Origin of the sequence: Alterirhizorhabdus solaris (assembly GCF_007785815.1) — a bacterium.
Lineage (GTDB): Bacteria > Pseudomonadota > Alphaproteobacteria > Sphingomonadales > Sphingomonadaceae > Alterirhizorhabdus > Alterirhizorhabdus solaris.
Map to the genome: position 1 here is coordinate 1 of NZ_VNIM01000050.1, position 15,853 is coordinate 15,853.

The 15,853-nt window shown below is 70.7% G+C and carries 9 protein-coding genes and 1 pseudogene; 3 read left to right on the forward strand and 7 right to left on the reverse strand.

Annotated elements, in window-relative coordinates; genetic code table 11:
- A partial coding sequence (gene argJ, locus FOY91_RS12685) for a bifunctional glutamate N-acetyltransferase/amino-acid acetyltransferase ArgJ (RefSeq protein WP_145152404.1) occupies positions 1-1,141 on the forward strand: 1,141 nt, incomplete at its 5' end.
- 5 nt (positions 1,142-1,146) lie between these two features.
- Positions 1,147-1,947: an inositol monophosphatase family protein gene (locus FOY91_RS12690; protein WP_145152458.1), complete on the forward strand. Its 801-nt coding sequence runs from the start codon at positions 1,147-1,149 to the stop codon at positions 1,945-1,947.
- Positions 1,948-2,278: 331 nt separating this feature from the next.
- On the opposite strand, the gene trxA is transcribed toward FOY91_RS12690, so the two are convergent.
- From trxA to FOY91_RS12725, 7 genes and pseudogenes are all read right to left on the reverse strand, one after another.
- A complete protein-coding gene (gene trxA / locus FOY91_RS12695; protein WP_145152407.1) occupies positions 2,279-2,599 on the reverse strand; it encodes a thioredoxin TrxA in 321 nt (106 codons plus the stop codon).
- Between the two features lie 56 nt (positions 2,600-2,655).
- A pseudogene (gene addA / locus FOY91_RS12700) lies at positions 2,656-6,107 on the reverse strand (double-strand break repair helicase AddA).
- Entirely contained in the window at positions 6,100-9,159 is a 3,060-nt protein-coding gene (gene addB / locus FOY91_RS12705) for a double-strand break repair protein AddB (RefSeq protein WP_145152410.1), read from the reverse strand. Before addB ends, addA begins: the two are co-directional and overlap by 8 nt.
- Complete coding sequence (locus FOY91_RS12710; RefSeq protein WP_145152413.1) at positions 9,104-9,862, reverse strand: nucleotidyltransferase family protein; 759 nt, start codon at positions 9,860-9,862, stop codon at positions 9,104-9,106. Before FOY91_RS12710 ends, addB begins: the two co-directional genes overlap by 56 nt.
- On the reverse strand, positions 9,859-10,821 hold the full coding sequence (locus FOY91_RS12715) for an aminoglycoside phosphotransferase family protein (protein WP_145152460.1): 963 nt from the start codon (positions 10,819-10,821) through the stop codon (positions 9,859-9,861). Before FOY91_RS12715 ends, FOY91_RS12710 begins: the two co-directional genes overlap by 4 nt.
- On the reverse strand, positions 10,818-11,267 hold the full coding sequence (tsaE, locus tag FOY91_RS12720) for a tRNA (adenosine(37)-N6)-threonylcarbamoyltransferase complex ATPase subunit type 1 TsaE (RefSeq protein WP_145152416.1): 450 nt from the start codon (positions 11,265-11,267) through the stop codon (positions 10,818-10,820). The genes FOY91_RS12715 and tsaE overlap by 4 nt, the downstream gene beginning before the upstream one ends.
- Positions 11,268-11,275: 8 nt before the next feature.
- A complete protein-coding gene (locus FOY91_RS12725) occupies positions 11,276-13,627 on the reverse strand; it encodes a sensor histidine kinase (RefSeq protein WP_145152419.1) in 2,352 nt (783 codons plus the stop codon).
- 210 nt (positions 13,628-13,837) lie between these two features.
- Here FOY91_RS12725 and FOY91_RS12730 point away from each other — a divergent pair, with 210 nt between their 5' ends.
- Complete coding sequence (locus FOY91_RS12730) at positions 13,838-15,826, forward strand: HAD-IIIC family phosphatase (RefSeq protein WP_145152422.1); 1,989 nt, start codon at positions 13,838-13,840, stop codon at positions 15,824-15,826.
- Positions 15,827-15,853 lie beyond the last annotated feature (27 nt).

Sequence of the window (15,853 nt, forward strand, 5' to 3'; positions counted from 1 at the left end):
GTACAAGGCGTGGGATCGCTGCGACCTCACCTATGTCGCGCTGGCGGAGGGCACGGCGGTGGCGGGCGTCACCACCCAGAGCAAATGCCCCTCGCCCGAGGTGGAATGGTGCCGCGCCGCGCTCACCCTCGGCCACGCCCGGGCGCTGGTGGTGAACGCGGGCAACTCCAACGCCTTCACCGGCCATCGCGGCCGTGCGGCGGTGGAGGCGATCGCCGCCCGCGTGGCAGGCGCGATCGGCTGCAAGCCGTCCGACGTGTTCGTCGCCTCCACCGGGGTGATCGGCGTGCCGCTGCCGATCGACAAGGCCGAGGCCGGGATCGACGCCGCGCTGGCCGCCCCCGAGGCAAGCTGGGAGGATGCCGCCGCCACGATCATGACGACGGATACCTTCGCCAAGGCCGCCACCACCCGCGCCATGATAAACGGGCAGGCGGTGGAGCTGGTCGGCATCGTCAAGGGGTCGGGCATGATCGCGCCGGACATGGCGACGATGCTCGGCTTCGTCTTCACCGACGCGGCGGTCGAGCCGGCATTCCTGCAAGCCATGCTGGCCGAGGCGAACCGCCGCAGCTTCTCGTGCATCACGGTTGACAGCGATACCTCCACCTCCGACACCGTGCTCGCCTTCGCCACGGGGGCGGCGGGCAATGCGCCGCTCGCCTCGTTCGACGATCCGGGGGCGGACGCCTTCCAGGCCGCGCTGACAGACCTGTGCACCCGCCTCGCCCACCTCGTCGTGCGGGATGGCGAGGGGGCGACGAAGTTCATTACCGTCTCCGTGGAAGGCGCGCATTCCGATGCCAGCGCCCACCGCATCGCGCTCTCGATCGCCAATTCGCCGCTGGTGAAGACGGCGATCGCGGGCGAGGACGCCAACTGGGGCCGCGTGGTGATGGCCGTGGGCAAGGCGGGCGAGCCGGCCGAGCGCGACAAGCTCGCCATCTCTTTCGGCGACACGCAGGTGGCCCGCGATGGCCTCGCGGTGGAGGGCTATGACGAATCACCCGTCGCCGCCCACCTGAAGGGTCGCGAGATCCGCGTCGGTGTCGATCTGGGCCTGGGCGAGGGCCGCGCGACGGTGTGGACCTGCGACCTGACCCACGGCTACATCTCGATCAACGCCGACTACCGGAGCTGATGCCGATGCACGTCCTGCACGATCCCGTCGCCGCCTTGCTCCGCGAGGTGGCCGATACGATCGTGCTGCCGCGCTTCCGCAACCTGCTGGAGGGCGACGTCTCGGAAAAGACGCCCGGCGACCCGGTGACGATCGCCGACCGCGAGAGCGAGGTGGCGCTGCATGAAGCGTTGACCAAGATGCTGCCCGGCTCGGTCGTGGTCGGCGAGGAGGCGACCGCCGCCGACGAGAGCGTGCTGGACCGGATCGAGGACAGCGCGGTGTGGATCGTCGACCCGATCGACGGCACCGCCAATTTCGCCGCCGGCCGCGCACCGTTCGCGATCATGGTGGCGCTGGTGGAGGCCGGCACCACCGTGGCCGGCTGGATCTTCGATCCGCTGGCGGGCCGGCTGTGCCATGCCACGCTCGGGAGGGGCGCGTGGATCGACGGCGCGCCGGTGCGCGCGGCCGGCAGCGGCGGCGAGCGGCTGATCGGCGGGATCAGCACGCTGTTCCTCCCGTCCGACCGCCGAGACGCGATCGAGGCGCGGGCAGCGGGCAGGATCGACATGGCGCCGATCCCGCGCTGCGCCGGCGAGCAGTATCCGCGCATCGTGCTTGGGGTGAACGACTTCGCCCTGTTCGAGCGCACCCTGCCCTGGGACCACGCGCCGGGCGCGCTGTTCCTGGAGGAGGCCGGCGGCGCGGTTCGACGGCTGGACGGCCGGCCCTACCGCGTCGGATCGCGCGAGACGGGCATGATGGCCGCCGCGTCGCCCGCGATCTGGGACGAGGCGGCGTCGATCCTGTTCGGCGCGGGATGATCTGACCCGGCGTTATCCTGAACCGCTGATCGCGAGTTCGACCGTTGACGCCCTCCTGCCCGGCGCTGAGTTGCCCTGACCACTCGACCGTTGCATCGAGCCACGTCGAGACACGGAGCGCAACGTGCCTTGTCCGCCCCTCGACGTCGCTCGGGGTGTGGATGATGAAGCCCGACTGTTCAGCCCGCACCGCGGAATGAGGGGGGCGAGGGGCGACCTCACGTTATCCGGATCGACGGCACAAAAAAAAAACGGCGGGAGGATCGCTCCCCCCGCCGCATCGCCAGCCGCTGCCGGATGGCATCACGCCATCAGAGCGAACTTTACGCCATCAGAGCGAACCTTCGATCCAGCCCTTGAGCTGGCTCTTGGGCGCCGCGCCCACCTTGGTCGCGGCCGGCACGCCGCCCTTGAACAGGATCATCGTCGGAATGCCGCGCACGCCATATTGCGCGGGCGTGTCCGGATTTTCGTCGATGTTCAGCTTGGCGATCGTCACCTTCTCGCCGATCTCCTCGGAAAGCTCCTCGAGCGATGGCCCGATCATCTTGCATGGCCCGCACCACTCCGCCCAGAAATCGACGAGCACGGGGCCGCTGGCCGAAAGCACGTCGTCCTTGAACGAATTGTCGGTGATCTTCTTGGTGGCCATCAGATTGCTCCTGTGTCTCTCGTCATCCCGCGAGATAGGTTACGCATTCGCCTCGCTCAACCGCCGAGGGGCAGGATTTGCTCCTCGTCGGCCAAGCCTGGCTTGTGCCGGTCCAGCCAGTCCCCCGGCAGTTCGATCAGTTTCGGCCCGGCGGTATAGAGCAGGGCGGCGGTTATCGCCCGCCCCGGGAACACCGCCGCCAGCGCCGCGCGATACGCCGCCATCTGCTCGACATGATGCACCGGCACCGTCTCGAGCCCGGCCGGCACGCGCCGCGCGGTCTTGAAATCGACCACCAGCACCTTGTCCGCCGTCACCAGCAGCCGATCGACCGTGCCGGCGATCACGTCGCCGCCCACCACCGCCGCAATCGGTGCCTCGGCCAATGCATCGGGGCCGAACAGCGTGGCGAAGCGCGGATCGGCGATGATCTTGCACGCATCGGCGATCAGCCCCGCCCGCTCGGCCGCATCGGCCACGCCGGCCGCCCCGCCAGCGATCGGCTCGGCCGCCGCCATCCGCCCGGCGGGGTCCACCGCCGGCAGCCGCTCGAACAAAGCGTGGAGCAGCCGGCCGCGATCGGCCGCCGCGCGCATCGCAGGCGAAGGCGGCGGATCCGCCACGAGATCGCGCCCCACCGCCGACGGCGCCAGCGGGCGCGGCGGGCGTTCCTCGCGCGGCGGCGCGCGGCGCAGCCATTCGGGTTCGGCCGGCGGCGGCACCACCGCGCGCACCCGTGCCTTGCGGGCCCGCACGCCCGATCCGGTACTGCTGTGGTGGCGTGCCGTGCCCCAGAGCGGGTCGTCCTCCCGCTCCGCCCCCAGCCCCGACAGCGCATCCTCGATCGCGCGATACCAGCTTTCCGCCGGCGGCTCACCCTTGGCCCGCACGCCCAGCGCACCGCCCACCACCAGCCTTTCCTCGGCGCGCGTGGCGGCGACGTACAGCAGGCGCCAATGCTCCTGGCGCTCGCTCTTCTCGGTGGCGGCCAGTTGCTCGGCCAGCGTGCCGGAGAGTTCGTCCTTGCGCGGGCGCAGCACCGGCGCGCTGGCCGTCTCCGGGTCGATCGCCCAGTCGATGTCGGTCAGCCGCCCGCGCTCCGGGTCGGCGGTGGCATCGGCGAGGATCACGACCGGGGCCTGCAAGCCCTTGGCGCCATGCACCGTCATCACCCGCACCGCATCGAGCGGGGCGGACGGATCGCGCGTGATGTCCACGTCGCCGCGATCGAACCAGTCGAGGAAGCGTTGCAGCGAGGCGACCTCCTCCGTCTCGAACGCGATCGCGGCGTTGACCAGTTCCTCGATCGGATCGCGCGCCTCCGCCCCCAGCCGCGCCAAAAGCCTGGCCCGCCCCTGCATCGGGCCGGACAGGATCGTCTCCAGCAATTCGTAGGGCGTGATGAAGTCGGCGCGTGCGAGGATCTCGCCCAGTGCCGCGCGCACGTCGCCGAACCCTTCCCGCTCGCGCAACGCATCCCACAGGCTGCCCTTCCGGCCGAAGCCGATGCGGTACAGGTCGTCCTGCGACAGCCCGAACAAAGGCGACACGAGCAGGCTGGCGAGGCTGAGATCGTCCGCCGGCTGCAACGCGAAACGGATCGTGGCGAGCAGATCGCGCACCGCCAGCGGCGCGGTCAGCCGCAGCCGATCGACGCCCGCCACCGGCACCCCCTCGGCATGCAGCCGCGCGACGATCAGCAGGCGAGCGTGCCGCGGCTGCGGACGAGGATCAGGATATCCTCGGGCCGCAGGTCGCGCCCCTTGGTGGCGACGCGGAACGGATCGTCCAGCCACGCCCTGATCTGCCGGGCGAGGCGGGTGGCGAAGGCGCGGGTGGCGTCGTCGATCCAGCCTTCCTCGGCCGTCTCGTCGCCCTCGCCCTGCCCCGCCGCCAGCGGTTGCCACAGCGTGACGGTGCCCGGCAGCAGCGCACGGGCGCTGACATGGGGGTTGGCCGGTTCGTCCAGCCCCAGCCGCTCGTGACCCAGTTCGTCGAGGATGCGATCCACCACCTCCAGCACCGGCGGGGTGGAGCGGAACGAGCGATCGAGCGACAGCGACAGCAGATCGCGCTCCACCCCCCTCGCCTGCGCCGCGAACGACAGGCCGGCGGCGCGGAACGCGAGCGGGTCGGTGCCCTGGAACCCGTAGATCGCCTGCTTGAAATCCCCCACGGTGAAGATCGTGCGCGTGCGATCACCCCGCGCGCCCTCACCGGACCAGAATTCGGCCGCCAGCGCCGCCACGATCGTCCACTGATGCGTATTGGTGTCCTGCGCCTCGTCCACGAGGATGTGGTCGGTCGCCTGATCCAGCTTGTAGCGCACCCAGTCGCCCACGCCGTCGGCCAGCAGCAGCCGTTCGGCGAGGCGGATCAGGTCGTCGAAATCGAGGACGCCCGCCGCGCGCTTGGCGTCCGCATATGCACGCGCGAAGGCCTGCCCCGCGCGAAGGCCCGCCGCAAGCAGATCCGCGAGCGCGGCGCGGCGGCGCAGGCCGGCGAGCGTGGTGCAGGCATCGGCGAGGCGGGGGGCGGGCCCCTCGTAATCGGTGCCGGCCGCGATCAGCTTGGCCGATGCCTTGCGCGGGCTGCCCTCCTTGGTCAGCACCAGCCCGGCGATGTCGTCCAGCAACGCCGCCCGCCGCGCGCCATCGGCGGCGAGGAAGGCGGCGGCGCGATCGGCGGCGGCAAGGCCGGTGGCGGTGCCCCACGCGGCATTGGCGGCGGCCACCGTCCGCAGCGACGCGAGATCGAACCGCACCGGATGATCGGCCGGGCAATCGTCAGCGCAGGCGGTGGCGAGCAGCACCTCGATATCGCCCGAAGGCACCTCCAGCGCGCGCCGCACCCGGGCGGCGATGCCGGGGCCGAGCGCCTCCATCGCATCGGGCGCCCGCGCGCAGCGTTGCAGGTAGCTCTCGGCCCCCGCCTCGCCCAGCCTGCGGCTCAACGTCTGGAGATCGTCGACGAGGCCGAGTTGGCCGCCCCGCTCCGCCGCCGTCACCATCTCCGCCAGCGTCCGCCGCGCCAGCACGCCCGCCTCGCGCGGGTCCAGCGGGCGGAAGCCGGGGGTCAGCCCCGCCTCGCTCGGGAAACCGCCGAGCAGGGTCTGGCAGAAGCTGTGGATCGTCTGGATCCGCAACCCCCCGCCCGGCGCATCGAGCACGTGGGCGAACAGCGTGCGCGCAAATGCCATCGCCGCCGCATCGTGCGGTTCGCCCAGCGCGAACAGGTCCTTGGCCAGCGCCTGCGGCTTCATCTGCACCCAGCCGGCCAGCCGGGCGTGGATGCGCTCGGCCATTTCGGCGGCACCCGCCTTGGTGAAGGTGAGGCACAGGATCGCCTGTGGCGGCGTGCCCGTCAGCAGCAGCCGCAGCACTCGCGCGCTCAGTACGTGCGTCTTGCCGGTGCCGGCGGAGGCGGAGAGCCACACCAGCTCGCCCGGATCGGACGCGAGCAGTTGCGCGCCTTCCAGCGGATCGAAGGGTTTCAGCCGTTCAGCCATCGCGCCCGTACCATTCATCCAGCCGCATCAGCTGGTCGTAATCGCCGTAGGGCGCGTGTTCGGGGTGGAGCTTGGCGGTGAACGGCGCGTCCCCGGTCAGCCAGCGCGCGATCGCCTCCTGCAAGATGCGGGCGGCATGGCCGACGAAATCCTCCTCGGCGATCCCCTCCCCGCGCCGGATGCCGGCGGGGCTGGAGACGAAGCCGAGCTGGCCCTTTGCCGCCGCCATCGACCAGTATTCGAACGCGCGCGGCGTGCCGGCGTAGGGCTGGCCCGCCGGGTCGATGAAGCCGCCGTTCTCGGCGATCAGCCCCAGCAGGCCCAACTGCATCGCATAGCCCGCCGCCACCTGCGCCGCGCCCGGCGGTTTGCCGGTCTTGTAGTCGATGATGGCGAGGCCGCCGTCGGCCAGCCGGTCGATCCGGTCCACCTTGCCATACAGGCGGATGCCGTCGACGATCGCCTCGCCGAAGATCTCGGCCACCAGCGGGCGACGGCCCTCGGCCAGTTGCTCGGCCACGCGCGCGGCGGTGAAGTCGATCGCCTCCATCAGGCGCGGCGTCCACAGCGCCTTCAGCACCGGATGCGCGGCGATGTCGGCCAGCATGGTGCGGGCGCGCGCCGCCAGCTTCGTCGGGTCGCAGGCATCCTCGGCCATCCACGCCTCGAACACGGCATGCACGGCGCTGCCCCGCCACGCCGGGCTGGGGTCGGCATCCACCGCATCCAGCCGCGACAGGCGCAGCATGGCGGAGGCATAGAAAGCGAACGGATCGGCCTTCAGCCGGTCGAGATTGGTGACGGCGATCGCCTTGGGCCGATCCGCCACGGGGGGCGACGGCGCGGGACGGTCGGCCGGCGCGATCGGGCCGGTCGGGTGGTCGAGCGCACGCGCCCAGCCGCCCAGACGGGGGGCGAGCGGCAGCCCGCCGGTCATCGCCTCCAGCCGCAGCCAGAAGCGCGAGGCGATCGCCGGCCCGCCCGCCCCCCGCCGCGACCGCGTGACCAGCACCTCCGGCGCGCCAAGGCCGTGGGCGAAATCATGCGCCATCACCCCGATCCGCTGCTCCAGCCCCGGCAGCCCCAGATCGGCGCGGATGCGCGGGGCGAGCCACGGGTCGGGTGCGGGCAGCGCGGGCCACACGCCTTCGCTCAGGCCACCGAGGATGGTGAGGTCGGCCTGTTGCAGCCGCGCCTCGATCACACCCCAGATGAACGCGCGCGGGTGGCCGCCCAGTGGCGGGCGGATCGCGACGGCATCGGCCATCTGGCGCAGGATCACGGGGATATCGTCCGCCCGCACGCTGGCTGGGCCATCGGCGGCGGCGCGCTCCAGTTCGGAGAGCAGTTCGGCGGCGGCGCGCCCGGCCGGGCCGGACCAGATCGCATCGCCCGCCAGCCGACCCGCCGCCTCGCGCAACGCCGCCAACAGCGCAGGCATCGTGGTATCCCCGGCGAACGCGGTTTCCAGCGGATCGAGCAGCGCCCGCGTCTCCCGCCACCAGCCCGCCGCCGCGCCGCGCAGCCGCCGCGCGCGATCGTCCCCTTCGGCGAGGAAGGCGGAAACGCCCGCCAGCCCCGCCGGCGGACGCGGACCGCGCAGCGCCAGGTCGAGCCGCCGCGCGCCATCCAGCCACGCCAGCCGCGCGTCCCCCTCGCCCGGCACGCCGCCGCCGTTCACCAGCGGATGCTTGAGTACCGCCAGCAGCGGCACCGGCGCGAAGCCCTCGGCCGCCGCCTCCGCCAGCGCGATCAGCAGCGCGCCGGCCGATGTGGCGGAAAGCGGCCGCCCGGCCGAATCGTCCGCCGCGATGCCCCAGCGGCCCAGATGCGCCACCACCCGCCGCGCCAGCGCGCGATCCGGCGTGACCAGCGCCACGGTGCGCTCGGGTGTTTCCAGCGCCTGGCGCATGGCGATGGCGATGGCCTGCGCTTCCTCCGCCGGGCCGGCGAAGGTGGCGACGCGCACTCCCGACAGCCGCCGTTGCGGGCGCGAGAGGTCGCTCCAGCGCGCGGTGAAGGCGGCGGGCGTCATCGCATGGCCGATCGCCCGGCCGCGCGCCGCCGGAGAGTCATGCCCCCCCCGCCAGCGCCACTGCCGCACCTCGCCGCGCGCGGCGCCGATTCCGTCGAGCATCCGTTTCAGCAGATATTGCGGGTGGGTCTCGATCGCGCGCGGCTTGCGGCCGCCATCGGCCGGGGCCGGCGGATCGAGCGCGTCCCACTCGTCGTCCGGCATCGCCAGATCGAGGCCGGCGAACACCACCAGCCCCTGCGGCAGCCCCGCGATCGTGCGCAGCAGCCCGGTGGCGGCGGGCGCGGAGACGGCGATGCCGGCGGCGACGACGAAACCGGGCGGCGGCGCCTGCCGCCAGCGCCGCGCCGCGCGGTCGAGCAGCCGGTTGCGCCGTTCCGCCAGATCGATCCGGCCGCGTCGTTCCAGCTCGACCGGCCAGTGCGTCAGGATCGTTTCCAGCACGGCGAGCGACGCCTGCCAGTGGGTCGAAAGCATCGGCTCGATCGTCGGATCGACGACGCGGGTCAGCCGGCGCGGATCGATCCCCTCGGTGGTGAGCTGGTCGAGCGTGCGGCCCAGATCGGTCGCCAGCCGCACCGCCTCTGCCGCGCCGATCGGATCGCCGCCCAGGCGTCGGCTGTCGCCCACCAGCCGCGCGAGGATCAGCGTGCGGTCGAGCGGGTCGATCGCGGGCGGCACCTCCGCCTCCTCGCCGATCGGATCGAGCAGAGTGCCCAGTCGCTCGTCGAGATCGGGGTCGCCGATCGCGGCCATGCGCGGCAGCAGCAGCCCGCCCCGCCCGCCATCGCCCGCGCGGCGCACGAAGGCGTCGCGCAACGCGGTGATCGCGCGCGCGTTGGGTAGCAGGATCGTGCCGCGCGCCAGCGCCAGCGGATCATCCCCGGCGCGGGCGATCAGCCCGGCGGCCAGCGCATCGGCGAAGGCGCGGTGCGGCGGGATGGAGTAAAGCGAAAGGCGTTCAGCCACCGGCGAGCATCGCCTCCGTCGCGCCCACCGCGCCCGGCGTGCCGACATCGAACCACAACCCCTGATGCACCAGCCCATAGGCGCGCCCGGCGGCGATGGCGCGATCCCACAACAGGTTGGTGGAAAAGGCCCCCTCCGGGGCATCATCGAACAGCCGGCGCGAGACGATCTGGATGCCGGTGAACACGAACGGCGCCACCCGCCCGGGCTTGCGGCGGGAGATCAGCCCGGACGCATCCATATGGAAATCGCCGCGCCCGCGATGGCAGTTGGCGCGCGCCAGCGGCACCACCAGCAGCAGCGCGTCCATCGCCGCATCATCCCACCGCTCGGCCAGCAGGTCGATCGCGCCGATCGGGCCGTCGATCCACAGATTGTCGCTGTTCGCGACGAGGAAGCGATCGTCCCCGATCAACGGCAGCGCCTTGGTGATGCCGCCGCCGGTTTCCAGCAGGTGCCCGCGCTCATCCGATACCAGCACGTCCAGATCGGCCATCTTGTGGCGCAGGTGCGCCTCCACCGCGTCGGCGAGGTAATGCACGTTCACCACCGCGCGGCCGATGCCCGCCACGCGCAGCCGATCGAACACATGGTCGAGCAGCGGCTTGCCCGCCACCTCCACCAGCGGCTTGGGCCGGGTGGCGGTGAGCGGGCGCATTCGTTTGCCGAGGCCGGCCGCCAGCACCATCGCCGTGTGCAGCGGCACGGTATCGGCGCGCGTGTTGATCGCGAAGGGCTTGTTCGTGGTCATGCGGTGAAATCTTCCCAGGCGGCGGCGCGGGCCGTGGCGGGTATGTTACGGTCGAACCATGACGCGATGGCGGCAAGCGCCGGATGCGCCAGATCACGCTCCAGATAGCGCCATACGCGCGGCTGGAAACGTCGGTAGCCCGGCTTGCCGTCCCGTTTCCACAGCCGCACGAAGATGCCGAGGATCTTGGCGTTACGCTGCGCGCCGAGCAGCGCATAGGCCGCGTCGTCCAGCGCGTGCGTAGCGCGATAGTGCGCCAGCATCGCCACCTCTATACCGGCCGGCACGTCGCGCCGCGCGTCCTGCAACAGCGAGACCAGATCATAGGCCGGGTGGCCGGCAAGCGCGTCCTGAAAATCGAGCAGGCCCAGCCGCCCGTCCGCCGGCAGCATGATGTTCTCGGCGTGATAGTCGCGCAGCGTCGTCACGACGGGGGTCCCTGCCAGAGGAGCCAGCGCTTCGGTCCATGCCGCGCGATAGCCCTCGCCATCCACCGCCAGATCGAGCGCGGGGGCATACCATTCGGTGAACAGCCCCGCCTCGCGCTGATATTCGGCCATGTCGTAGGCGCGCAGGCCATCGGCGGGCGGATGGCGGTGCAGGTCGAGCAACAGATCCACCGCGCGTTCGTAGATCGGGTGCTCGGCAGCGGGATCGGCATCCACCGTCTCGCGCATCCGCGCATCGCCGAAGTCCTCCAGCAGCACCAGTCCCCGATCGAGATCGGTCGCGAGGATCGCGGGCGGCGCAAGCCCGATCGCGGTCAGGTGGCGCGCGATGTTCAGGAACGGTCGCGGATCCTCGTGCGGCGGCGGCGCATCCATCAGCACCGCCACCCGTGCGCCGTCGGTCACGCGGAAATAGCGGCGGAAGCTGGCGTCGCCGGCCAGCGGTGAGATCGTCGCCCCGCCCCACCCGGCCGAGCCGAGGAACGCGGGGGCAGCGGCGGGCGGAGTCATCGGGGCGGCCATCGGCTTTCCCAAGCCGCCGACACCTCCCAAGTCAAGCGGCGCGCGCCATCGTCCGTCACCGAAAAGTACAGTCGCAGCGCGTGCGGCCACAGCGCGGCGCCCAGCCGCTCGGGCCATTCGATCAGCAGCGCGCCATCTTCCAGCGCCTCGTCCAGCCCGAGTTCTACCGCTTCGTCCGCCACCTCGATCCGGTAGAGGTCGACATGCGAGACGGGCAACGACACTTCCGGCGGGGCGTAGGCCTGCACGATCGCGAAGCTGGGGCTCGGCGCTTCCTCCGCCAGCCCCAGCGCCGCCAGCAGGCCGCGTGCGAACGTCGTCTTGCCGGCGCCCAGATCGCCGTACAGCGCCACCACGTCGCCCGTGCACAGCAGCGGCGCGAGCGAAGCGCCCGCGGCGAGCGTGGCGGCGGCATCGGGCAGCGGCAGGCTCATGCGCGACCTCATCCGCGACGCGGCAGCCAGATGATGAGCGTGGTGCCCTCACCCGGTTCCGAGATCAGCGTCAGCGTGCCGCCATGCGCCTCGACGAACTGGCGGGTGAGCGGCAGGCCGATGCCCGCCGCCGGCTTTCCGTCGTTCGGGCGCGGGCCGACCCGCTCGAACCGGGTGAAGATGCGCTCGCGATCCTCGGGGGAGATGCCCGGCCCGTTATCCGACACGACGATCTGCGCCGCCTCCGAATCACCCTCGGCGCGGAACAGCACGCGCCCGCCCCGCGGGGTGTAGGCGACCGCGTTGCCGAGCAGGTGGTCCATCGCCTGCCGCAGCCGGCGCGGATCGCCCTCCACCGCGCCGACCGAGGGATCGATGCTGACGGCCAGGTCCAGCGACCGCGCCGCCGCCGCCTCGCCGCACGCGGCCGCGGCGGTGCGGGCGAGCGCGACCAGATCGACCGGCTGGCGCATCATCGGCGGATTGCCCGCCTCCACCTGCGTCAGGTCCAGCACCTCGTCGATCATCAGACCCAGCCGCCCGACCGATTCGAGGATCGCGGCGACATAATCCGCCGCCACGTCGCCCATCGGCCCGGCATAGCCGCCCGCCAGCATCTCGGCGAACCCCCCGATGGAGGTGAGCGGCGTGCGCAGTTCGTAGCTCATGTTCGCCACGAATGCGGTCTTCAGCCGGTCGCTCTCCTCCAGCGCCTCGTTGCGGTCGCGCAGCGCGCGCTCGATCCGGCGGCTGTCGGTGATGTCCAGCATCGTGAACAGCGCGTTGCCATCGGGCAGCGGTACGGCGATGAACTCGAAATCGCGCCCGTCGACGAACGCGACCCGGCCGGACCGCTGCTGCCGCTCGGTCGTGGCGATCCGCACCAGCTCTCGGATCAGGCTGGCGCGGGAGGGATTGGCCAGCCGCTTGGCCGCCGCCTCCACCAGCGCATCGACGCGCGGGTGCTGGGCCAGCTCCTGCTCGGTCAGGCCCCAGGCATCGCGGAAGCGATTGTTCCACAGTTGCAGCCGGCCATCGGCGGCGAACACGCCCACCGCCTCGAACAAATTGTCGAAGGTGGCCGTCCGCACCCGCAGCAGCGTATCGCGCGCGGAGGCGAGCTGCACCTGCTCCGTCCGGTCCTCGAAGATCAGCAGCAGCCCGCCATCGGGCAGCGGCTGCACCAGCACGCGCAGGTGCGCCCCGCCCGGCAGCAGCCAGTTTTCCTCGATCAGGTCGTCGGCGGCGTTGAACCAGCGGCGCCGCTCCGCCTTCCAGCCGGGAAAGTCGCGGCTTTCGGGCAGGCGACCGCTCTCGCGCATCCGCTCCAGCACGCGGTCGAACTCGGGCCGGTCGGCCAGCCACTCGGGCTTCAGCGCGAACAGGCGGGCGAACGGCTGGTTGGTGAACACCAGCGCGCGATCAGGCCCGAATTGCGCGACGCCGGCGGACAGCAGATCGAGCATGTCGTGCTGTGCGCGCACGAAGCGGCCGAGGTCGGCGCGCGCCTCCTCCAGTTCCTCCACGTCGATCGCATAGCCGGCCACTCCCGCCTCGCCGATCGGCACGTCGACGATGCGCAGCGTGCGGCGCGTGCCGCCGATCGTGGCGGGGGCGGTGCGGATGGTGATCTGCCCGCTTTCCCGCACGGCGGCAGCGGCGGCGAGCGGACCGCGCCCGCCCTTGCCCTCCACCAGCTCCAGCCCGCGCGCCACCACGTCGGCCGCGCTGCTGCCCTCCACCGCGGTGACGTAGGCCGAGTTGACCAGCGCCAGCCGCAGATCCGGCCCGCGATGCCACATCGGGAAAGGCGCCGCCTCGATCAGCGCCGACACGCCTTCCACCGCCTGCGACAACCGCGCGCCCTCGTCGCGCAACCGGGCGATCTCGGTTTCGCTGTCCGTCGCGTCGATGAACCAGACGACCACCTCGCCCGCCTCCTCGCCCGGCCGGCCGTGGGCCATCAGCGTGCGGGTGGAATTGCCCACGCGCAACGATCGGGTAAAGCCGCTGGCGGCCGTGCGGGTGGCCCCGATGTCAGCCAGCAAGGCCGCCAGATCATCAGCCGCCAGACCGCCGCCGTCAGCCTCGCCAAGATCCCCGAGCGTGAGGAGCGGATGCGCAAGCCCCAGCCGGTCCGCCAGCCGTGCATCGGCAGCCACCCCCCCGTCGCCAGCGACAAGCATGGGGAGCGCCGGCCCCCCGCCCAGCAGCGCGGCCAGCCGCCGCGCCCCGGCGAGCGTCTTCCGGGCCGCGACTACCTTCCGCAGTCCGTGAAGCGTCGCGAATACCGCCGTAGCCAGCCACAGGGCGCACACGACCGCACCGATTACGACCGTGGATTGCGCGACGGCGATCATGCGAGCGTGTCGACGATGGTCATGGCGCGATCAGACCTGTTTGCTCGCCGGTTTGCAATCCGGCGGCGCCTCCTTCGCATGTCGTGGGGTCCCACGGAAGGGTCGAAACCGGCCGCCGTGAGGGGCACGCCAGATGGCGCCGGCCGCGCCTAGACACCCGCCGGGGCAGCCTATAAGCGCTGAAAACCGACGATAGCAACGGAGCCGGTTTTGCTGAAACGCCATGAAATCGTGATGGCATGGGACGCTTTTCTTGGACGTTTACCACCGGAAGACATCGTCACGGGCTGGCAGACGCTTGCATCGCAGAGTGAGGCGCTTGAGATTCTTGCCTATTGCGAGGAGTTTCAATTGCGCCGCGCCGCCGGGCAAGTCACGCTTCAAACCGCGATGAGGCGGTTCAATGAGAACATCGGCAAGACCCAGCGGGATATCGATTATTTCATCCCTACGGGTCTTTCCCGTGGGGATGTATCGGCAAAGCGTGTCCTGCTCGTCGGCACCTGCGTTTTCGATCAATGGCTCGAGGCTATTGCTGCCGCTGGTGAAACCACGGTATTCGACCATGTTCTGGTCAATAATTCATTACCTGTAGAGGGCAGGCTGCCGCATCCGCGCAGCTCCTATGACTTCCAGATCGTGCAGGTGCCGTACCGGATCGTGAATCCCGAGTACGACATCATGCCGCTCAATTATGCCGACATGGAAAGCTATCAGACGGCATTGCGCCGTTCGATCGAGTTGCTGCGGTTCCAGCTCGATATCGCCATGGCTGGCTCGGCCGGACTGCCGACCTTCGTCATCAACTATGCCCTTCCGCAGCTGCCGATGCTGGGACGGCTGATCCCCGCGAACGATATCCGCAATCCAGCCCGCTATACCGCCGCGATCAACGATGCGCTGATCGACCTCGTGGCGGGATATCCCAACGCCTACGTGCTGGATCTCAACAGCCTTGCTGCCACCTTCGGGCGGCGGTTCGTGCAGGACGATGCCTTCTGGGCGTTCTCGCACGGTGGGTTCATCAATGACTTCGACCATTTTCAGGATGTGGACCGGCTTGAGCCGCAGGCCCCCTTGTCCTCCACCCACGATTTCGACGTCACCGGCTTCATCCGGGTCGTGTGGGAGGAAGCCAAGGCGATGGCGCGCACCATCTCCGGCATCGGTGCCGTCAAGATGGTGTGTGTCGATCTCGACGACACGATGTGGCGCGGCATTCTGGCGGAGCGCGATCAGGTGGACGGCATCCATGTCGAAGGCTGGCCGCTCGGCTTTGCCGAGGCGCTCTCGGTGCTCAAGAAGCGCGGCATCATCCTGGCGATCATCAGCAAAAACGACGAGGCGCGGATCGCTGACCTCTGGCCGAAGCTTTTCGGGCCGAGGATGAGCCTGGACGATTTCCCGATCCGCAAGATCAACTGGAATCCCAAGGTCGACAGCATTCGCGCTGCGCTCGCGGAGGCGAATGTGCTGCCGGAGTCGGTAATCTTCATCGACGATAATCCGGTGGAACGCGCCGCGGTGGAGGCTGCCTTTCCGCAAATCCGTACGATGGGGGGCTCCCATCTTGAATGGCGGCGCACGCTGCTGTGGAGCGCCGAAACGCAGACGGTGACGATCTCATCGGAATCGGCGCGCCGAAACGACATGATAAAGGCGCAGATCGTGCGCGAGGACGCTCGTGCGAGCCTGTCCCGGGAGGCGTTTCTCGCCAGCCTCGGCGTCCGCGTCACGCTGGATTTCATCGACCGCGACGATGATGCCAGGTTCGGCCGTGCGCTGGAGCTTGTCAACAAGACCAACCAGTTCAACACGAACGGCCATCGCTGGACGCACGCGGAGGCGCTGGACTATTTCGCCGCCGGTGGCCGTTGGTGGGTCTTCGACGTCTCGGACAATTATACGAGCTACGGCCTGGTCGGCGTGCTGGCCGAACGGCAGAGCGTGCTGGACCAGTTCGTGATGAGTTGCCGCGTGTTCGGCCTCGGCGTGGAGCAGGCGGTGCTGGCGGCGCTGACAGATCGGGCCCGATCGGCCGGACTGCCCGCCTTCTCCGCCCGGATCCACGAGACGGAGAAAAACAGCCCGTGCCGCAGCGTCTACAAGGAAGGAGGCTGGGCACTGGACAACGACGTCTGGACGAACACGCTGCCGATGGCGTCGCCCTCCCACATCGTCCTGACGATCACGCGCTAGAAAGAGGCCCCGCCGATCGGCGGGGCC